This window comes from Burkholderia territorii, assembly GCF_902833055.1.
Taxonomy (GTDB): Bacteria; Pseudomonadota; Gammaproteobacteria; order Burkholderiales; family Burkholderiaceae; genus Burkholderia; species Burkholderia territorii.
Genome location: NZ_CADFEJ010000001.1, coordinates 192183 through 212490, shown reverse-complemented (window position 1 = coordinate 212490; position 20308 = coordinate 192183). Strand labels below are relative to the sequence as shown.

19 protein-coding genes are annotated in these 20308 nt (G+C 67.5%); 6 read left to right on the top strand and 13 right to left on the bottom strand.

The genetic code is table 11. From position 1 onward, the window contains the following. Positions 1–3: 3 nt before the first annotated feature. The 6 genes from HW466_RS00920 to HW466_RS00895 all read right to left on the bottom strand — a co-directional run bounded on the left by HW466_RS00920 (position 4) and on the right by HW466_RS00895 (position 7094). Positions 4–684 carry a hypothetical protein gene (locus HW466_RS00920; protein ID WP_151006656.1) on the bottom strand — a complete coding sequence of 227 codons (681 nt, stop codon included), beginning with the start codon at positions 682–684 and terminating at the stop codon, positions 4–6. Between the two features lie 12 nt (positions 685–696). Further along, on the bottom strand, positions 697–2511 hold the full coding sequence (locus HW466_RS00915; RefSeq protein ID WP_174905472.1) for a putative porin: 1815 nt from the start codon (positions 2509–2511) through the stop codon (positions 697–699). Positions 2512–2603: 92 nt separating this feature from the next. Further along, on the bottom strand, positions 2604–3302 hold the full coding sequence (locus HW466_RS00910) for an energy transducer TonB family protein (RefSeq protein WP_059507665.1): 699 nt from the start codon (positions 3300–3302) through the stop codon (positions 2604–2606). Between the two features lie 4 nt (positions 3303–3306). Next, positions 3307–3717, bottom strand: coding sequence for an ExbD/TolR family protein (locus HW466_RS00905; protein WP_059451059.1), 411 nt, complete (start codon positions 3715–3717; stop codon positions 3307–3309). A 19-nt stretch (positions 3718–3736) separates the two neighbouring features. Continuing rightward, entirely contained in the window at positions 3737–5542 is a 1806-nt protein-coding gene (locus HW466_RS00900; protein WP_174905471.1) for a DUF2341 domain-containing protein, read from the bottom strand. A gap of 67 nt (positions 5543–5609) precedes the next feature. Beyond that, positions 5610–7094, bottom strand: coding sequence for a ShlB/FhaC/HecB family hemolysin secretion/activation protein (locus tag HW466_RS00895; RefSeq protein WP_244138211.1), 1485 nt, complete (start codon positions 7092–7094; stop codon positions 5610–5612). Between HW466_RS00895 and HW466_RS31770 the strand changes: the two genes are divergently transcribed. From HW466_RS31770 to gspK, 3 genes are all read left to right on the top strand, one after another. Further along, positions 7066–7506, top strand: a complete 441-nt coding sequence (locus tag HW466_RS31770; RefSeq protein WP_239005846.1) for a hypothetical protein — start codon at positions 7066–7068, stop codon at positions 7504–7506. The genes HW466_RS00895 and HW466_RS31770 overlap by 29 nt on opposite strands. A gap of 603 nt (positions 7507–8109) precedes the next feature. Next, complete coding sequence (locus HW466_RS00890) at positions 8110–8679, top strand: hypothetical protein (RefSeq protein WP_059451058.1); 570 nt, start codon at positions 8110–8112, stop codon at positions 8677–8679. 33 nt (positions 8680–8712) lie between these two features. Further along, positions 8713–9708: a type II secretion system minor pseudopilin GspK gene (gene gspK / locus HW466_RS00885; RefSeq protein ID WP_060262053.1), complete on the top strand. Its 996-nt coding sequence runs from the start codon at positions 8713–8715 to the stop codon at positions 9706–9708. A 58-nt stretch (positions 9709–9766) separates the two neighbouring features. Here the strand turns inward: gspK and HW466_RS00880 are convergent, their stop codons facing one another. Next, positions 9767–11446 carry a type II toxin-antitoxin system Phd/YefM family antitoxin gene (locus tag HW466_RS00880; protein ID WP_239005845.1) on the bottom strand — a complete coding sequence of 560 codons (1680 nt, stop codon included), beginning with the start codon at positions 11444–11446 and terminating at the stop codon, positions 9767–9769. A 140-nt stretch (positions 11447–11586) separates the two neighbouring features. Between HW466_RS00880 and HW466_RS00875 the strand changes: the two genes are divergently transcribed. Continuing rightward, on the top strand, positions 11587–12411 hold the full coding sequence (locus HW466_RS00875; protein WP_059545696.1) for a hypothetical protein: 825 nt from the start codon (positions 11587–11589) through the stop codon (positions 12409–12411). Between the two features lie 196 nt (positions 12412–12607). Here the strand turns inward: HW466_RS00875 and HW466_RS00870 are convergent, their stop codons facing one another. From HW466_RS00870 to gspH, 5 genes are all read right to left on the bottom strand, one after another. Further along, positions 12608–12859 (bottom strand): FecR/PupR family sigma factor regulator, encoded by a 252-nt coding sequence (locus HW466_RS00870; protein WP_059507670.1) that lies wholly within the window; start codon positions 12857–12859, stop codon positions 12608–12610. A 255-nt stretch (positions 12860–13114) separates the two neighbouring features. Beyond that, positions 13115–14110: a FecR family protein gene (locus HW466_RS00865; RefSeq protein WP_059805725.1), complete on the bottom strand. Its 996-nt coding sequence runs from the start codon at positions 14108–14110 to the stop codon at positions 13115–13117. Positions 14111–14121: 11 nt separating this feature from the next. Continuing rightward, positions 14122–14670, bottom strand: coding sequence for an RNA polymerase sigma factor (locus HW466_RS00860; RefSeq protein WP_059451052.1), 549 nt, complete (start codon positions 14668–14670; stop codon positions 14122–14124). A 6-nt stretch (positions 14671–14676) separates the two neighbouring features. Next, positions 14677–15417, bottom strand: a complete 741-nt coding sequence (locus HW466_RS00855) for a TonB C-terminal domain-containing protein (protein WP_059507673.1) — start codon at positions 15415–15417, stop codon at positions 14677–14679. A 160-nt stretch (positions 15418–15577) separates the two neighbouring features. After that, the gene (gspH, locus tag HW466_RS00850) at positions 15578–16105 is read right to left on the bottom strand and encodes a type II secretion system minor pseudopilin GspH (RefSeq protein ID WP_151007173.1); all 528 of its coding nucleotides are present in this window, start codon (positions 16103–16105) and stop codon (positions 15578–15580) included. Positions 16106–16166: 61 nt separating this feature from the next. Here gspH and HW466_RS00845 point away from each other — a divergent pair, with 61 nt between their 5' ends. Continuing rightward, positions 16167–16610, top strand: a complete 444-nt coding sequence (locus HW466_RS00845) for a type II secretion system protein N (protein WP_174905470.1) — start codon at positions 16167–16169, stop codon at positions 16608–16610. Between the two features lie 8 nt (positions 16611–16618). Here the strand turns inward: HW466_RS00845 and gspF are convergent, their stop codons facing one another. Then, the gene (gspF, locus tag HW466_RS00840; protein WP_059451050.1) at positions 16619–17836 is read right to left on the bottom strand and encodes a type II secretion system inner membrane protein GspF; all 1218 of its coding nucleotides are present in this window, start codon (positions 17834–17836) and stop codon (positions 16619–16621) included. 647 nt (positions 17837–18483) lie between these two features. Here gspF and HW466_RS00835 point away from each other — a divergent pair. Beyond that, positions 18484–19812 carry a substrate-binding domain-containing protein gene (locus HW466_RS00835; protein WP_060347240.1) on the top strand — a complete coding sequence of 443 codons (1329 nt, stop codon included), beginning with the start codon at positions 18484–18486 and terminating at the stop codon, positions 19810–19812. The last annotated feature ends 496 nt before the right edge of the window (positions 19813–20308 follow it).

Here is a 20308-nt window from a genome sequence, read left to right as displayed (position 1 = left end):
GGGTCACTGCGCACTCACGGATGCGGACGATGCGGCGGTTGCCGATGCGGGCGCCGCGGCCGGCACGCGTGCGGCCGGATCGTACTTGCCCGCATACAGCGCATCGCCGTAGCGTTGCGCGATCTCGTCGTACTTCACGCGCGCCGATTGCGCGAACGGCTGCCGCGACGCGAAGAACGTGCCGATTCCGACATGCTCGTATGCGTCGAGAATCTCGTGGCCGACGCGATACAGCTCCGCATTGTGTGCCTGGCAGGTTTTCAGTTGCGTGTCACGCGCGGCGATGTCCTTCTGCGCCTGTGCATGCTGCGCATCGCGCGCACGCGACACGGCGAGCAAGTCCTCGTACGACGCCTTGTACTTCGCAAGCGCGCGCGCATCCTGCTCGCGCCCCGCCCGCTCCGCCGCGAGCGCGCGTTTCGCGGCCGCTTCGGCGCCGGAATCGCCGCGCGCCGACGCAAGCTGCGCCTGCGCGGTCTTCAACTGCGCAAGCGCATCGTCGCGCTGCTTCTCCGCGGCAGCCTTGTCGGCCTGCAATTGCGCCTGGTTGTCCTGCAGTTGGCGCAGCTCCTGCACGGTCGAGCGCAACTGGCTGCGCAACTTGTCCTCGATGCTCTGCGCGTTCGCGCCGCCGCCCGCGAACAGCAGCGCGGCCGCGAGCATCGTGCGATAGGTCGTGTTCATCCGCGGCTCCGGTCAGAAGCGAGCGTTGAGCTCGAGCTGCAGCACGTCGATCGAAACCGGCGGCCCGTACACTTCCTTCGAGCTCAGGTAGCGGGCCGATACCCACGTGTCGCGCGCGACCGCATACGCGGCGCCGATCACGTAACCGCGCGCGTTGGTGCCGCCGAGGTGGAAGTCCGGATCGTTGAACGCGTCGAGCACGGCGTCCGGCTGCAGGTACTTGTAGGCGATCGAGAAATTCCACTGGCCCTTCTCGCGCGGCTCCGGCTCGCCGATCGTCGCCTTCGCGAGGAAGCCGTTCGGACCGCTGCGGTAATCGGCGCGCGTCGCGTTCACCGACGTCGATTCGTAGTTGTTGACCGGCAGCGACGCGGCCGCGAACGCCTTGTTGTCGTTGTACGCGAGGTTGCGCACGTATTCGCCGTCCAGACGCAGCTTGATGCGATCGGCGACGACGGTGTCCCACTGCGCCTTCAGGTCGAGCAGCCGGTAGTTGTATGCGAGCCCGAACAGCTGCGGCTGCGGCGTCATCCCCGGGGCGAGGTTCGGGTTCTGCACGATGTTGCGCAGCGCGATCAGCGTGTTGCCGCCCTGCATGAACGCCGGTGCCTCGTTGTCGGTGCTGCAGCTGGTCGCGCCGAGGTACAGCGCGCACGGCGACGACAGCGTGCCGCGCATGTTCTGGAAGTCGTAATACGCAACCGCGCCGCGCAACCGGTTCTTCGCGTCGATCTTCCAGTCGGCGCCGAACTGCGCGCCGAACATCCACTTCGTGTCGCTGCCGGCCTTGTCGGTGCTGTTGGACGGGAAGTTCTCGCTCGTGTACTGGATCGGAAACACGCCGAGCGTGCCGAACAGCGTGACGTCCGGATTCCACGGCAGCGCGTGACGCAGGTTCGCGGCGAGGCCGTCCATCATCAGGTCGTCGGAGAACACGAGGTCCGACTTGAAGAACGGGTTGTCGAAGCGGCCGGCCGTCAGGTTCAGCCACGGCGTCGGCCGATACGCGAAGAATGCCTTGTTCAGCCAGATGTTCTTCTTGCCCCAGCCGCCGCCGGCCGTTCCCGTGGTCGAAACCGGGCCGTTGTCGTTGCCGCTCGCGAGCTGGAGACCGGCGATCATGTCGTCCGACAGCGTCGCCGTCACGCCCAGCCGCGCGCGATAGCGCAGCAGGTTGTTGCGGTTCTGCGTGGTGTTCTGCGTCGGCAGCTGCGTCGTGTTGGTGTTCGGATTGATGTCGAATCCGCCGCCCTGGTTGATCGCCGCGAAGTTCGTCACGTTGTTCGCATTGCGGCTGCCGTAGAAGTGATATTCGTCGCGCACGCGCATGTCGCCGTCGAGCTTGATGCGCGACACCCAGTCGGGGAACGTGTTCGGCTGCGCCCAGTTCTCGGCCTTCGCCTGCGCGATCACCTCCTGCTTCACCTGGTCGCGGATCTGGTCGCGCACGAGCTGCGGCACGTACGGCACCGCGACGTCGCCCGGCTGCGTCGGCGGGTTGACCACGCCCGTGCCGGCCACGACCGCCGCGCCCGAGCCACGCGCGGCGCGCGCCTGCACGGCTTCGGTACGCGCCTCGGCGATCAGCTCGTTCGCGTTCTGCTGCGTAAGCACGCCGCGCTTGACGAGCAGGTTGATCAGGTTGATCACCACGCTCTCCGTCGGCGCGGCCTTGCCCGACGCGGCCTGCGCGTCGAGCGACTGGCCGTGCGCGGCGGACGCGCACGCGAACCCGAGCGTCAGCACCGCCGCGCCGACGCGCGACAGGCGCACGGGCAGCGCCCCGCTGCGGGGCACCGCACCCCGTCCGTTCATCTTGTGAATCATCGAAGCACTCCAAACAATTTCCGTTTCTTTTCCGGCAGCATCCGTGCGACGGACCTGCCCCGTGGATTCATTCGCCATTCGCGCGCGGTACGTCATGCCGGCTTGCGCCCCTGCAGCCTGACGAGCACCGGATACGCGGTCGAGGGCGGCGGCGCCTCGTCGACCCGCCCGAGCGACTCGACCGCCGCGACCACCGCCGCATCGATCTTCGCGTCGCCGGTCGATTGCGCAACCGTCACCTTCGTGATGCGTCCGGACGCGTCCATCCACAGGTTCAGGCTGCCCGCGAAACGCGCACCGCCGGCTTCCTGCACGCCCTTGTCCTGCTCGATCGCGCGCTGCAGCACGTACACCATGTACTGCGCGTAGCTCGCATTGCCGAACTTGCCGCCTCCGCCGCTGCCGACCATCCCCGAGCCGTCGCCCGCGCCGATGTTGAAGCTGTCGGTGCCGGCCTGAGCCGGCGCGTTCATCGTCATCTGCTTCGGCTGGTTGTCCGACGGCTTCGGCGCCTCGGACGGCTTCGGTGCGATCGTCGGCCGCTCGACCGGCGTCTTGACCTCTTCCTTCACCTTCTCCGGCGGCGGCTTCTTCGGTGGCGGCGGAGGCGGCGGCGGCAACGGAATCACCGTCGTCACCTGCGGCGCGCTTGCGCGCTTCACGCCCGCCGTATCGCCCGCGAAATGCCAGATCAGCGCGGCGAGCGCCGCCAGCACGAGCGCGATCGCGACGGGCTTCACGTAGCGGCCGGGGCCCTTGTCAGGCGGGCCGCCGTTGTAGGTCATTTCCATCGCGCTAGCCGCCCTGCTTCGCCTTGCCGGTCACGAGGCCGACCTGCGACAGATCGAGGCGGCGCAGCAGGTCGAGCACGTCCATGACCTTCTGGTACTGCACGGCCGCGTCGCCCTTCAGCACGATCGGGAATTCCGGATTGCTCGCCTTCTCGGTGCGCAGCCGGCTCTCGAGTTCGTCCATCGTCACCGGGTACGCGTCGAGGAATACCTGGCCCGAATCGGCCACGGTGATCGCCTTCGTCTTCGGCTTCGCGAGGCTCGCCGACGAGCTCGCCTTCGGCAGATCGACCTTGATGCCCTGCACCGACGCGGTCGTCATGATGATGAAGATGATCAGCAGCACGTACGCGAGGTCGAGCATCGGCGTGATGTTGATGTCGTCGTACGGCTTGTCGTCGTCCTGAACCTGCATGGTGGTCTCCTGCGTGCGTTCAGTCGGCCAGCACCGCGTGATCCGGCGCGCGATGCGCTTCGGCGAGGCGCGTGACGAATTCGTCGACGAACACCTGCATGTTCGCGGTCACGTTCTTGTTGCGGATCAGCAGGTAGTTGTAGCCGAACAGCGCGGGAATCGCGACGAACAGGCCGGTGACGGTCGCGAGCAGCGCGGCCGCGATACCCGGGGCGATCGCGTTCACGTTCACGTCGCCGGCTGCCGCGATCGCCGCGAACGTGATCATCACGCCGACCACGGTGCCGAGCAGGCCGAGGAACGGGCCGCCCGAGATCGCGATGGTCAGCAGAACCATCGATTTCGACAGCTGCTGGTTCTCGCGCACGAGCGTCGCGTCCATCGACGCGCGGATCGCCTCGATCGACTCGCTCGTGATCACGGTGCGGCCGTTGCCGTCCACGCGGCTGTGGATCTCGTGCACGCCGGCCTTGTAGAGCCGGTACAGCGACGACTGATACAGCCGGCGCCCTTCGGCGCTCGCCTCGTCGACATGCGCGAGACCGACCAGATGGCGCCCCGCCACTTCGCGAAAGCGCTGCACGAAATACTGGTTCGCCTTGTCGACCGTGCCGACGTAGCGCGCCTTGGTCCACATCACGATCCACGACACGAGCGCCATGCCGAGCAGGATCGTGATCACGACCCACGCGTCGACGGTCACCGACTGCACGATCACGCCGAAGTAACCGAAGCCGAAACCCGATTGCTTTTCGTCGGCGCCGTAAGCGACCAGCTTCGATTCCGAGCCCTGGGCCAGTGCATCGACCGCGAGCGCGGCGGGCGAACGCGCGATCTTCGACAGCCGCAGTTCGTCGAGCGTGCCCGTGTACGCGGCGAAGCCCGCCGGTGCACCCGCTGCATCGGCGCCGACCGTCGCCACGCCGTTCAGCGCGGGCAGTGCTGCCGCGACCTGCGCGGCCTGCTTGCCGTTTACGTAGACGGTCAGGTTCTTGCCGTCGGCCGTCACCGCGACGTACGTCCACTGGTTCGCGGCGACCGGCGACGCGGCCGGCGTGCGCACCGGCGCCGCGCTGCCGGCCGCGCCGTCGACTTGCGCGAACGGTACGCCGTTGTCGAGGCCGATCAGCAGCGCGTTGGCGCCGTCACGGCGGCTGTAGAGCAGCGCATTCGTCGCGAGCGCGGCCGGCTTGACCCACGCGCTGAACGTGAAGCTGCCGCCTGCCGGCAGGTTCAGCGACGGGCTCGCGGGCAGCGTCAACGATGCATTGCCGTCGAAGCGCGCGCCCTTGCCGACGATGCCGTCCTCGACCGTGCGGAACGTCGCGTTCTGCGCGTTGTTCGCATACGCGGTCATGTCCTTCGGCGGCGTGCCCGACGCGCCGTTGAAGTGGTAGACGAGCGTGTAGTCGGGATCGAACGTCTCGGCCGGCTTGCCGCCGTCCGGCGCCTTCTTGTTGCCGTAGTACATCCAGATTGATTCCGCGGCACTTGCCGGCATCTTCGGCACGTCGACCCAGATCAGCGCGACGCCGAGCACCGGGTCGTACTGTTCGACGTGGTAATTCAGCGGCGTCTTGTCGTCGGCCGCGACGAAGCGGATATCGGCGCCGTTGTCGGCCAGCCCGTCGAACTGGAAGTTGCCCGAATGCAGGCGGATCAGCAGCGGCACGCGGCCCGCCGAATCCGCGAGGTTCGCGCCTTTCGGGCTCGCGTCGATCGTGATCGCCTTTCGGTACGACCAGTCGTTCTGCCACCATGCGTTCGCGATGCCGGGCAACACGCCGAGCATCACCGCCAACAGGAAAAACAAGACTCGCTTCACGATCCACTCCCCGAATGTGCGGGCGCAGCGCTCGCCGCATCGCCCCGGCACGATCAAAAAAAATTCGTCAGAACCCCAGCCGTACGTAGAAATCGAAGCGCGGGCTGTACTGCCGCGTATAGACGCCCGCCTTCAACGGCCAGCCGGCCTCGAAGTCCGCGCTGGCGTACTTCATCAGCTGCAGTCGCGTGCCGACGCCGACGCTCATCAAGTTGAAGCGCGACGTCTGCTCCGGCAGCGGGCTGAGCAGCCACAGATGCGCGGCATCGAAGAACGCGTGGAACCGCCACTCGTTCACGCGGCTGCCGACGGCGCCGCCGAGCCACTTCGACAGCGACGGGCTGCGCAGCTCCAGCGACGCGATCACGCCGCTGTCGGCCGTGTCTTCCGCCTGCATGTAGCCGCGCACGCTGTTCATCCCGCCGGCCGCGAACTGCTCGCTCGAGACCAGCGGCGAGTTCGAAATCTGAGCGCTCACATGCGCGTTGGCCTGCATGTCGTTCGCGAAACGCTGCGTATGGTTGACGTCGAACTTGCCGTACACGAAATCCGGCGTCGCGTTGTAGCGCTTGTTGTCCCACGCGCCCCAGTCGCTGCCGAGGCCGCGGATGTTGGTGGTCAGCGACGCGGAGAACGACGTCTGCGAGTTCTTCAGGCTCAGCTGGCCGTTGTACGAGAACGTCACCGGCACGTAGGTCAGCGGCGCGGTGGACGTCTGGCCCACCAGGCTCACGTTCTCGTCGTAATGCTTGCGGTCGATCTCGATGCTGACCGAGTGCGCGTAAGTGTCCGACGCGGGCAGCGCGTAGATCGCGGTGAAGCCGTAGGTCGTGCCCTTGCCGAGCACGTTGGTGCCGCCGACCGATGCGACGTTGCTGTCCGAGTGCACGACGGTGGCGAGGAAGCTCCAGCGCGTGTCCTTGATCGGCGCGAGATACGAGAACGCGTACACGCGCGCATCGTTCGGGTGCTGCGGGGCGATCACGTAGGTGCCGGAAATCACGTGACCGAGCTGCCAGAGGTTCGCATAGCTGAGGCTTGCGCTCGTGCGCAGCGTCGACGTGCCGGGGCTGTTGTCGTTGTTCAGCTCGAGCGTGCCGTGCAACGGGCTGTGATCGTCGACCTTGAGATCGACGTCGACCGTCTGCGGCATCGCGCCCGGCTTGAGCACCGGAATCACCTGGCGGTCCGCCGAACGGTTCAGGTCGGTAAGCTGCTGCTGCGCCTCGTTGAAGTCGGGCACCTTGCCTTCGGCGAGTGCGGGCACCGCGTCGCGGATGTTTTGCGGCGAGTTGTATTGCGCGCCCTCGACGCGCAGCCTGCCCACCTTCGCCTCGGTCACCTGCAGCAGGATCACGCCGTTCTTCACCTGTTGCTGCGGCAGCTCGACGACGACCGACTGGTAGCCGCGCTCCTGATAGGCCTTCTGCAGCGCGTCGCGCGCCGCATTCACGTCGGCGAGCGTACGGCCCGGCCCTTCGAACGGATAGACGGCCTTCTCGATCTCGAGCGTCGGCAGCGTCGTGTTGCCGCGCACGACGAACGCGTTCACGTCGAACGTCTGCGGCGCCGACGATCCCGACGCCGCGGCATTTGCGGCCGGCGTCGCCGCGGCTTCCTGCGCGCGGACGCCCGATGCGACGCACAGCCCTCCGGCCAGCACGGCGCAGGCCAGACATCGGCATTTCAGCCGCCATCGTTCGCGTGACTTGCGGTCTACTCTCGGCGGCATGCGCCATTCCCCTTTGTTGTTCCGGATCGCCGGACGGCCGCGCTGCACGAGCGGCCGCCCCGCTATCAAATGCCTGTTTCACTTTGATGACGATTTATTCGCCATCCTTATCATGATCCGCGTGATGCGCTTCCTCGATTTGCATCACCGGCATCCGTCGCTACGATCGATGCGCCGTTCGCGTGTTCGCCGCCATGCCGCGATAACGGGAGCGCTGTTCGGACAGGCTTGACCGTGTCTACCGGAAAGGACGAAACGTCGTCGGAAAACCCGCAATCGCCGACACCGCTGCGTCGGACGCAAACACGCGGCGATCTCGCGCGGCACACCTGCTTGCCGCTCTCACCTACCTAGACGGAACGAAGCACGCATTGCCGCAAACTTTTTTGCGCGGACCACCCGCGCGACGCCAAGGGCATGCGGCCTGCAATGCGCGCACGGCGGAAACCCGCGCGCGCTCGCGCGGGATGCCGTACAGGAATGTGCGTGGCCCCCGTTTCGTGTGCGTATCGCCTGCACGGCCGTAACGGCTCTACGGCGTTGCACTTGCGTGCGTCACCGGCAAACGTGTTGGCCGCCCGACGCGTAGCGCGCGAATCGAGATGCGCCTGCGGGCGGCCCGACAATCGTCGGGTTTGTACCGGGAAGTTTTTGTGACATTGCGCTGAAGTTATTCACGAAACCGGGTGCGACCACCGGCCCGATATCGTTTACGCGGGACGACCGGCGCTGTCGCCGTGCGGCAAGCGCACGGACATCACGAAAACCTGCGGTTTCGCGCGGCCCGTTCCGTCCTAACTAATGAGAAAAACACGTCGACGACGAGGTCCGATCCATGTCATTTGCCACGATGCTCGTACGCTGGCTCGCCGGAAGGCTGTCCGGCACCGCCGCGCCGCCGAACCCGCTGCACGCCGCCGCCGGTCACGCCATGCCGCGCCGGCCGTTGCGCTGGCGCGCACCGTGGCTCGCGTGGCAGCTGCTGTCGTGGTGCGTGCTCACGCTGCTGGCGCCGCCGACCTGGACGATCGGCACGCTGCTGCTGATCAATGCGTCGAGCGATCAGCCGCTGTTCTGGACGCTCGCGATCGCGATCGTGCCGGTCGCGAACGGCCTGGCGATCGTTGCGACGAACCAGCGTCATCACCGCGTGCCGTTCACGCGACGCTCGACGGTCGCGCTGTTCATGTTCTTCGTTGCAATGGCGATCGGCTGCACGCTGTTCGTGCTGCTGCTGTGGCGCTCGCATTCGATCGCCGCGCTGGTCGGCCCGCTCGCGGTCGAAGCCGACGACGCACGCCCTGCGATGCTCGCATTCTGGGTCGCGGGCCTTGCCGCGATGTTCGGCGTCACGTCATCCGCGCATGCGAGCATCGCGCATGCGTGGCTGGCGTTCGAGGCGTAAATGCGGCCGCGCCCATATAACGGGGGCACGCGAATGCATCGATACGGAAGGTCCGGCGCGACAGGCGCGGCGCGCGCACGCGGCATCGCGATCGTGACGGTGTTGCTCGTCGTCGCGCTGGCGGCCACGCTTGCGGCCAGCGTGCTGTGGCGCCAGCAGGTCGCGACGCGCGACGTCGAGAACCAGCGGCTCGCGACACAGACGATGTGGGTCGAGCGCGCCGCCGTCGAATGGGCGCGGGCGACGCTGCGCGCGCAGAATGCGACGTCGAACGTCACGTTCGAGGGCCAGCCCTGGTCGGCGCCGTTCGCCGACGTGCCGCTGTCCGACCTGCTGCCGCCGGATGCGGTCGCGGTCAACGCGGAGCTTGCACGCGCATCGATTTCCGGAAACGTCGAGGATGCGCAAGCGCGCTTCAACCTGATGAACCTCGTGTCGCGCATCGCGCCAGGCAAGCCCTGGCAGGCGAACGCGGAAGGCGTGCTCGCCTACCGGCGCCTGCTCGGCGAGCTCGGGCTCGACCCGGCGCTCGCCCAACAGACGGCCGACTACATGCTGCGCTCGCTACGCGAGACCAACGGCCCCGACGGCTGGCCGCTGCAGCTCGTGACCGTCGACGATCTCGCCCGCATTCCCGGCTACGACACGCGCGCGATCGACGCACTCGCGCCATACGTGACGGTGCTGCCCGACCTCACGGTGGTGAACGCGAACACGGCGGCCGAACCCGTGCTGGTCGCCGCGATTCCGACGCTGTCGAAGAGCCAGGCCAAGCGGCTCGTCGATCGGCGCGGCAGCGCGTATTTCGTCAGCACGGGGGACATCGCCGAGTACCTGCTGCCCGCGCAGGGCGGCAATCCGACGCTGCCGGACGGCTCGGCTGTAGGCGTCAGCAGCGGGTATTTCATCGTGCATTGCCGCGTGCATTCGGCTCGGATCAACGCGCGCGTCGACACGCTCATCGCGCGCTACGGCAGCGGCAACTTCACGTGGACGTCGGTAATCTGGGTGCGGCGGCTGACGAGTTGAAGACTGGTACGCGCGTCGCCTGCGTTCACGTCGATGCAGCGCAGCGCGGATGGACGATCTAGGCCATCGACGACTCGCTCAACCCGACCGCGCGCGTGCCCTGCGACGTCACCGCGCAATCGAACGTCAGCCGCGTGAGGCTCGTCTCGCGCACTTCGCCGAGCAGCCGGTTCCAGTCGTCGATCGACACGAGCAGCGCGATCGGCCGGTTGTATTTCGTGACCATCACCAGCGCCTCGGCCGCATGCCGGAGCGCCTTCGACGGATTGCTGCTGAAGTCGCGCGTCGCCATCGCGATCGTGCGCAGGCTGAACACGTTCGCGGCGGCATCGTCGCCGTCGTCGTGCAGCAGCCGCTCGAGCGTCGCCGCGCGCAACAATGCCTGCGATTTCGCCGACAGCCGGTTGTCGCGGCGCCTGCGCCGCTCGCTGCGCGGATCGACATGCACGGCCAGGAGTCGCACGATCTGCCCGAGGGTGGTTGCGGGCAACCGGTCGTAGCGGCGCCACCAATCGGGCGGCAGCGCGATCATCATCCCGGCGTAGATCGACGCGACGCCATCGGCGATATGCGCAGGAAGACGCTCGGCGTCGCGCACGTCGAGATCGAGCACCGTGCCGACCAGCTGCGTCATCACGCTGAACGCGTTATACGCGAGTGCGGCGATTCCGCATGCGAGCAGCGACGCACGCGCCGGCGCGTCGCCGAACGGCGCGCCTTCCAGCACCGGTTCGAGCGGCAACGGCAATGCGTCGCGCCAGCGGCGGCACGACAGCTGCACGATCCGCACCGCATCGAACTGCTCGGGCGGCAAGTCGGTCAGCAGCGTCACCGTGTCGCCCGGTTCGCCGTCAGCTGCCGTGCGGCGCCATTCGATTCGCCGCAACACATCGTGCGTTCCAGCGTCGCCGGTCATGCCAACCGGTTGTTCGTGCACGATCCCGTCGTCGAACATGCCTGCGCGATGCCATTCACCGAGCGGGCGGCACACGCTCGCGCGAGCATACTCGCGCAGGATCAACGCACCGCCGCGACGCGGCCAGCTCGACAGCATCGTATCCGCATCGAAGCGCGCGTCGACGATCCACAGCTCGCCGGGGCGCACGGTTTCAAGCAGTGCCGCAACGAGTGCGCGCGCATGCTGCCGGCCGCGCTCGACCGGCAACAGGTCGACGATCAAGCCGAGATCGGGATCGAAGACCGGCAACACGCGAGTGCCCGCACCGACGGCACCGACGCCCCCTTCGCGCACCGGATCGTCGCAAGCCCGCCCGCAATCGCAAGCCGCCAGCCCTGGCGTGCATGCGCCGCCCGCGCCATCGAGCACGCGCAGCCGCATTCCGCCGAACCCGCGGTCGTCGGCACGCGCCGTCGCGATCGGCAGCAGCAGCTCCGCACTGTCCTTCACGAGCGCACGCCCCCAGCCGGCGCGCAGCCGGCTCATCCCGTCGTGCAGCGCGGCGACGGCGGCCCCGACGCCCGTCGGCGCGAAGCCCGCCGTGTCGGACGGCGCGCGCGCGCGTGCCGCGATCGCCGCGATCGCATCGACCGCGAGCGCGAACAGCGCCTCGCGGATCGGTTCGTCGTCGGATTCGCCGTCGGTGCCGGCGCCCGTGTCGAGCCAGTCGTCGTGCAGCGCGCACTGCAGCACGAGCCGCGTCATGATCGCCATCGGACTCTGCTCGACGAAGCGTTCCACCACCGCGCGCATCATCGGGACACCCCGTGTCGTTTGCAACGACCGGTCCGCAACCGGCCGTCACCGCGCGAACGCACTTGACGCGCCACCGTCGACGCCGCAGCATCGTGGGCAACCGGGCACGCACGGCCGCATGCCGTCGCGGCGCTCCGTCCGCAATCGATGCACGAGGCCCCGGCATGTACGTAGATCCACGCGTGGCGCATGGCCGTGCCCGGTTCGACCTGAGCCGCTCGCCGCGCCTGCTCGCCGACGAACGCCGCTGGGAAATCAGCGACCTCGTCACGCGCGCCCTCGACGATTTCACCGGCGTACGCAACCGCCGCAACCTGATGCGGCTGCTTGCGCGCCAGATCGCGCCCAGGCTCGCGCGCCTCGGCCTCGATCCGTTCGTCGGCGTGCTTGGCCGTGCCGAAGGCCTGTTCGTCAACTTCTCGACGATGAGCGCCGCGCATGGGCTGCGCGAATTCCAGTTGCAGCTGACGGTACCCGACCTCGTGCTGCGCAGCTTCGCATCGAACGCGATCCGGCCGCATGCGGTCGCGCGCTGCATGCAGCGCAACGGCGTGATGACGCTGGCGGACATCGAGCACGAAACCCGCATCGCGTTCGTCACGGCGCGTGTGATGCGCTCGCTCGCGATCGCCGAACACTGGCAGCAGATCGGCGTACCGACACCCCGCGGGCTGTTCGTCGGCACGCTCACGGACGCGAACGACGTCGCGATGAACACGTATTTCCGGCCCGGCGACAACGATCGTCCGTCGCGCTGGAGCGGCTTCGCGGCCCTCTTCGCGACGATGCCGGACTGGCGCCCGGAACAGGTCCGGCACGGCGGCGAGTTGCTGCAATGGATGATCAACCATATCGTGGCCTTGCAAGAATCCGCACCGTTCTACGAACGCTTTCCGTTTCTGCGTGAACCGCTGCGCGACACCGACGACCCGCTCGACGCCGCCTGGCGCGGCGCCCGTGCGGGCCGCGACGGCGACGCGGCATCCTGATCGCCGGCCGTCGCCGCATGCCGGCGGCAATCCGGAGGCCGGCCTCGGCCCCCGGTTCCGCTCCACGGCCCCCTCGCTCTCTCGTATACAAGGTCGAAGCGGGCGCGCGTAACCCGCAGAATTTCTTGCGACACCCGGATGCGCGCGGATGAAAACGATTCCGCCGTGCGCCGCGATGCCCGCGTCGTTCGGCCGCTCAGTGCGTGCGCGGCGGCCCGCCCGGTTCCTGGCGCCCGACCGTCTCCAGCACCGCCCACATCCACATCAGCTCGCGGACGGTGCGCGCATGCTCGTCGCTCTGCGCGCACCAGCGCCGGAACGCGGCGAGTTCGCGCTCCGTCGTATCGCCGGCGCGCAGCCACAACAACCAGCGCACCGCGCCTTCGCGGATCGCGTCGGCGCGCGTGTTCGCGTCGCCGGAATCCGCATCCCGTTGCGATTCGTTCATGTCACGCCACCGCCCGAAGCTCCTTCGACACCCATCCCCCGCACCGCTGCGCGGCCGGGGCGCTTGCCACCCACGCCTCGGATCCGACGACGCTCCACCGGGCGCCGCGAGCGGCAGCCCGGCGTTTGCCGGCCCTCATTGATCAGGTCGTATCGGAGGGCCGTAACCCGCAGTACGCGAGCAGCCCGCGGCCGGGCGAACGGATCGCCGGCGGGACACGGGAGAACGAGAAAGTGAAAGAGAGGAAAAAGCCGGTCAGCTCAGCAGCACGATATTGCCTGGCAGCCGCGTGATGTGCGCGCCATACAGGCGGCCGACCATGTCGATCACGTCGTCGAGCCGCGTGATCGGAAACTGCGCCTGCATCCGGTTCGCGCCGAGCGCGGCACGCCGCAGCACGACCCGGCCCGGACGATAGCGGTTGATTTCGTCGATGACATCCGACAGCGGCACGCCGTTGAATACCAGCATCCCGCGCCGCCATGCGCTGATCGCGGCGGGATCGGTTCGCGTCACCGGCTGCACGCCGCGATCGTCGTAGACGACCTGATCGTCCGTCTTGAGCGTGCGCGCGCCGCGCGGATGGGCGAGCGCGACCGTGCCGGACAGACAGGTCACGCACACCTGCGAGCCGGTACGCCGCACGTTGAAGCGCGCAACCGTCGCCTGCATGCGGCCCTTGCCTGCGACCACGGTCACGGGCTGGATCGGCGTCGCGCGGCCGGCCGGCGGCGTCGCCGCGTCGATTTCCGCCTCGCCGGCGACGACTTCGATGCCGTGCGCCGCATCGCTTGCGGGCAGTACGTCGACGCGTGTCTGCGTGTTCATCGCCACCGTCACGCGCGACGACAACGCGACGCTGCGCTGCTCGCCGGTGCCGGTGTGGTAATCGGCGGCCAGATCGCCGAGCGACGGCCACAGCTGCAGCGGCGGACGCACCGCGAGCCACGACGCGCCGGCCGCCACCGCGAAGCCGATGAACGCGCGGCGGCCCGTGCGCATCGTGCGCTCGCGCCGTGCCACGTCTGCCCAGGCAGCGGCCGTGCGCTCTTCGTGCGCGAGTTCGGTTGCCGCCGTGCGCAGCGAGCCCCAGGTGTCGCGCAACAGCGCGGCCGCCTGCGGACGGTCGGCGCACCAGCGCGCGAATGCGTCGGCCTCGGCCTGGCTTGCCTCGCCCGAGCGCAGACGCAGCAGCCACGCGCTCGCTTCGTCGAGTGCGTCGTGGGCGGGTTCTGCCTGGGCTTTCGTCATCGTCCGGGTACTCAAAATTTACGCGGCCCGCCTCGCGAGCCCGTGTACGCGTCGCCATCTTCCTGCATGCGCTGCAGACAGTACTTCATCGCCGCGCTCAGCTCGCTTTCGACGAGCCGCAGCGAAATGCCGAACTGCTCGGCGATCTCGCGGTTCAGCAGGCCGTCCACGCGCGCGGCCAGCAGGATCGCGCGGCGCCGCGGCGGCAGGCCGCGCAGCACGTCCTTCAGCGTATCGACCTTGCGGCGCGCCGCGACGATCCGCTCGGGATCGGCCAGTTCGTCGGGCGTCTCGAGCAGCGTCTCGACATCGTCGTCGTGCAGATGACGGCGCTCGCGGCGATGCTGGTCGATCGCGACATTGTTCGCCATCCCGAGTATATAGGCGTCCGCGTTCGTCACCTGCGTGGACACGTTCGCGTTCTCGAGGCGCAGCCACGTCTCGTGCAGCGCATCGGCCGCGCCGTCCTTCGACCCCGTCACGCGTTCGAGACGCCTGACCAGATACGCATAGCGCGTCGCCAGCAGCTTCCTGAGCCCGGTGCGGGTGGTGTCGGACATGGCGGGCTAGCCTCGCGACGCCGTCGGCGGACAGCGGAAGTGCACGCCGTTGCCGGCCGGTCGCAACAGGATCGTGACCGGCTGCGGCAGGTCCGCCGGCGGCGCATCGTCCAGCTTCAGCGCGCGCAGCGCGCGCATCACCGCCGCGTCGCGGGCGGCCGAACCGCTCGATGCCACCATGTTGACCGCCACCACCGCCCCCCTGTTGTCGATGCGCACCTGCGCGACGAGTCGATAGCTGCCCGGCACCGCCGCCGGCTGCGCGCACAGCGCATCGATCAGATGCGCCTGCAGCACGCCCGCGAACGTGCGCCGCTCGCCGGAATCGCCGATCCCGTCGATCGGCAGCGCGGCGTCCGCCGGCGTGTCGGCCGTGGCGGGTGCCGCGTCGGCGGCCGGCTGCGCGACGATGATCGCTTCGTCCGGCCGCGAGAATTCCGCACGCAACCCCGTTCCGGCCAGCATGCGCTCGAGCGCGTCGCGCGGCACGTAGTCGCCCTGCACGGGCGCGCTCGTGCGCGCGTCGAGCAGCGGCGCCGGCGCCAGCACGATCAGCTCGGTGAGCCGCGCGAAGTCCTGCAAGGCCTTCGAGAGCGGCTGCGCGGGCAGATCGAAATGCACGACGCTGCCCGGCGGGCGGCCGGTGGAACCGGTCTCCTGCGCGTATGCGTCGCGCATGCAGAGCACGACGAATACGAGCCACGCGACGAGCGCCAGGACACCGGTCGGCGCCCGTGAACGAGTCATGAATCCCTGATCGGAAGTGGAGTTGCACGCTGCGTGCCGGAACGCGCACCCCCGTGAGCGGTTCGGTCGCAAGCGAACGCCAGATTGTGAGCGGGCACTGTGACAGTCAGGTGAAGCATGCAACGCATCGAATCGATGCACGGCCGAGGCATCGCATCGCTCACGGCCGGCGCACGACGAAGTTGCCGATGCCCGTGCCGACGACCGCCATCCGCACGTCGCCCGACCATAGCGTGATCGTCACCGGCACGTCGATGCTCTCATTGCCGAGCACGACGCGCGACGGCGCGTCGCCGCCGCCGGTGTAGCGCACCGACACGGCCGTCACTTCGGTGCCCCAGCGGCGCGCGCGATACAGGTCGTCGGTCATCGGTGCCCACGCGCCATTCGCGGTGCGCTGCACGAACCGGTAGCCGCCACCGACCGGCTGCCATGCGATCGGTATCGAGCGCACCTGCGCGTCGTCGCCGGCCGATTCGAGCAGGTTCGCGAGACGCTGCGCTTCCTCGGCGAGATCGGTGCGGCGATTGCGCGACGACGCGAGCGTGACGACCGCGACCAGCAACCCGACGATCACGAGCACGACCAGCATCTCGAGCAGCGTGAAGCCGCGTTGCGGGCGACGATGCACGTTTTCCCGCACGCGTGCCGCATCCGATGTTCGCGTTTCGTCGTGCCCCGTCATCATGCATTCACCCTAGCGTCGAAGAATGGAAAGCGTCTTCCGTCATCCGAACCGATCGATCGTCATGAAACCGCTCGCCCAGCTCCGCACCGTGGCGTCCCGCGCCGGTCTCGTGCCGCTTGCCGCGACGCTCGCCGCCGCGGGCGCGCTCGTTGCCGTGTCGCTGTGGGCCGTGCACGTGCTGACCGTGGCCGATACGCCCGTTGCGGCGCCCGCACCGCCCGTGCCGATCGACGTCACCGCCGGCGCACGACTTTTCGGCGCGAAACCCGACAACGGCCACGACGCGATCCAGCTGCTCGGCGTGCTCGCGTTCGACGCGCGTCGCGCGGCCGCGATCGTCAGCGTCGGCGGCGATGGGTCGCGCGTGGTGTCGCTCGGCGCCGCGATCGGCGAAGCCGCGAAGCTCGCCGAGGTGCGCGCGCGCTCGATCGTCGTCGACCGCAACGGCCTGCAACGCGAAGTCGCGCTGCCCGCCACCGAGAAGGCCAACGCGTTCGTGCGCTGACGCGCGCATCACTGCACCATGTTGTTCAGCTCGATGATCGGCATCATCACGGCCAGCACGATCACGAGCACCACGCCGCCCATCGCGAGGATCAGCAGCGGTTCGAGCAGGCTCGTCAGAAACATCGTGCGCCGCTCCAGCTCGCGCGACTCGCCTTCCGATGCACGATCGAGCATCGTCGTCACGTCGCCGGTCGCCTCGCCAGAGCGGATCAGGTGCACGAGCACCGGCGGGAACGTCTTCGTATGGGCCAGCGCGCGGGACAGCGCGGAGCCTTCCCGCACGCGCACGATCGCGTCGTCGACGTTCGCGCGCATCGCGCGGTTCGACAGCGTTTCGCCGGCCGCCTGCAACGCGCGCAGGATCGGCACGCCGGCGGCAGTGAGAATGCCGAGCGTGCTCGCGAAGCGCACCGTGTTGTAGCCGCGCACCAGCTTGCCCGCGAGCGGCGCGCCCAGCAGCCATTGGTCGAAGCGCATGCGCGGCCCGTCGCGCGACAGCACCTTGCCGATCGCATAGCCGATCGCGATCGTCGCCGCGAGCGACGCCCACCACCAGTGACGCACGAAATCCGACAGCGCCATCATCACGACCGTCAGCGTCGGCAACTGCTGCTTCGTGCTGGTGAACACGTTTGCCACCTGCGGCACCACGTAGCTCAGCAGGAACGTGACGATGCCGAATGCGATCAGCGTGACGATGCCGGGGTACGTGAACGCGAGCAGGATCTTCTGCTTCAGCGCGTTGCTCTGCTCGATGTAATCGGCGAGGCGCGACAGCACGACGCCGAGCTTGCCCGTGTGCTCGCCGGCCGCGACGAGCGCGCGATAGATGTCGGGGAAATCGCGCGGATGCTGGGTCAGCGCGTTCGCGAACGAATGGCCGCCGACGACTTCCGCACGGATCGACGCCATCAGTTCGCGCACGTATTCGCGTTCCGCCTGTTCGCTCAATACCGACAGCGATTCGTCGAGCGGCAGCCCCGCGACGAGCAGGCTCGCGAGCTGGCGCGTGATGATCGCCTGCTCGCGCTGCGACAGCTTGCGGCCGAGCGACAGGCGCTGATGGCGCTCGCCGTGCAGCCGCTGCGCGGCCAGCTCGACGACGAGCGGCGTGAGTCCTTGCGTACGCAACTGACTGCGGCCTGAGCGCGCGCTGTCGGCTTCGAGCACGCCTTTCAGCGTGCGGCCGGTGGGATCGATCGCTTCGTAGCGGAATGCCGACATGCCGGAGCTCTCCTGTCACGTGCGCGACTGCGTCCTTCGATGACTGCGCGCGGCATGGCGGAGGGAGTCGCCCGGGAAAGACTAAGGATCGAACCGGCGCAAATTTATGACGGATGTTGGGCTACCTTTTCGAGCGGGCTTTATTACTCACGGATATTTCTCACATGACGCAGAAACGATTTCATCGTTTATGGCATTTAAATCCGTTCAAACATTAACCGTTCGATAAGCATTTCTTTGATTATCCGATACGAATACACGACCCATTTCAACAAGGCGACAAAACCATCATCCAATGGATAACGTGCGAAATGTTCCGTAGCATCCGCCACGAAACTGACTTGGAGTTGGGCTAGGGCGATTCGACTTGTACGGCCGCCCTTCTCCAGGCGCCGCCCACGGCTCCCGCTGCACTCAAGCACCATCCCAATATCCGGGATGCCCGATGAGCATTGAATATCCTCCGAATATCGGATTTGCCAATTCCAATAACGCAATGCCTCGTTCGATCGAAATGTTACGCACCATTCGTTATGAAAAATTCACACGCGTCATTCGGAATTCCACCTACATTTACCCGGCGGTCCACACGTATTCCAACCGCAGTAGCAGGGGTTCCCGTTTATCTTCGTCCAAGGAAATTTCTCATGAAATCCAGCAAGCGCAAGATCTGTCAGGTCCTGGCTCTCGTCGTTTCGGGCATGGGCGCATCGCTCGCGATGGCCGCAGGCCCGGTGATTCAAGGTGGCGGTTCGTCGCTCGTCGCGCCGACGATCGGCGCCGCGTCGCCGGCTTCCGGCGAAATCGGCCTGTACGGCACCGCGAACGGCACGTTCACGTACTACTCGGTCGGCTCGGGCGCCGGCCAGAACGCGTTCCTGAACAACCAGCCGACGTACTTCGGCTCGGGTGTCACGGGCACGGTCCACTTCGCGAACAGCGATGCCGCGCTCACGACCGCGCAAGTCACGTCGTATAACGCAAGCACGGTCGGCTCGAACAGCGGCCCGCTGATCCAGATCCCGTACATCGTGACCGCGATCACGGTGCCGGTCGTCAACGGCCCGACCGTGACGAGCACGACCACGCCGCAAACGACGCCGGGTCAGGCCCACAGCATCGCGCTGAACGACGACGATCTGTGCGGCATCTTCTCGGGCAAGCTGACGAACTGGAACCAGGTCACCAACCCGGAAACCGGCTCGGTCTATCCGCTCAACAAGGCGATCTCCGTCGTCTACCGCGCGGATGGCAGCGGCACGACCGAACTGCTGACGCGCCACCTGCATGCCGTTTGCACGACGGCCAACACGAAGGCCGGCGTGACGTTCGTCGATTCGCTGACGTTCGCGAACACGACCGCATTCCCGTCGGGTGTGCCGGCGAACTTCGTCGCGGCGTCGGGTAGCGGCGGCGTGCGCGGCTCGCTCGCTTCGCTGTCGTCGGCCGGCACGGCCGCTGTCGCGTACCTGAGCCCGGATTACACGAACACGTACATCGCATCGCAAAGCGCGGTCGTGACGTCGTCGGGCGCGCTGCAGCTTCCGCTCGCCAGCCTGTACAACACGACGGACAAGAAGTACTACGCGCCGACGTACACGAACGCCACGACGGCACTCGGTACGATTGCCGCGCCGTCGGGTGCCGCCGCCAGCGATCCGACACGGTGGGTGCCGGTCTCGGGTACGGCCTATACCGCTCTGGCCAATCCGTCTGCCGGTTATCCGGTTTCGGGCACGAGCCAGATCATCCTGAGCCAGTGCTACGCCAACGCGGCTGTGACGTCGAATGTTCAGAGCTTCCTGAACAACCACTACACGAACGCCAGCTACGCATCGGTAGTCCACGGCAACGGCTTCGACACTGTGCCGTCGAGCTTCAAGACCGCCATCTCCGCGAACTTCCTGAGCAACACGAGCGGGAACAACCTGGACATCGGCGACGCATCGGCCTGCGCTTTCGTCACCGGCCGGTAATCGACGGCAGATATCGCAACACACGGCAATGCAGCGCACCGACCTCGAGCAATCGGGGTCGGTTTTTTTTCAATGTAGACCCCGCGATTAGCCATGCGTCACTGGATTCAGTGCGTATCGCATCAAGTCGTGCTTCGGTGGCGGCGCCGCCAATGGGCGCGGCCCACTTCGCGAACAGCAATGCAGCGCTCACGGCCGCGCAGGTCACTTCGTACAACGTCGGGCACGCTGAAACTGGCGGTCGCCGGCCTCTACGAGACGACGAACATGAGGGGCGACGCGCCGACATACACGCATGCCAGGAGGGCACTCGCACCACTGCCACACGATGGATTGTGACCACGGACCCGGATTCGCACGAAGTGGCAACGGTCTCCGGTTCGGCTTGGATGACCTTGGCCGATCTACCGGGTGCCAGCCTCCGGATAGTCGCCTCATCAGACCATTCAGAGTGCGCCGACCCGACCTTTCGCGAGCCAAGCGATACGGTAAGCGC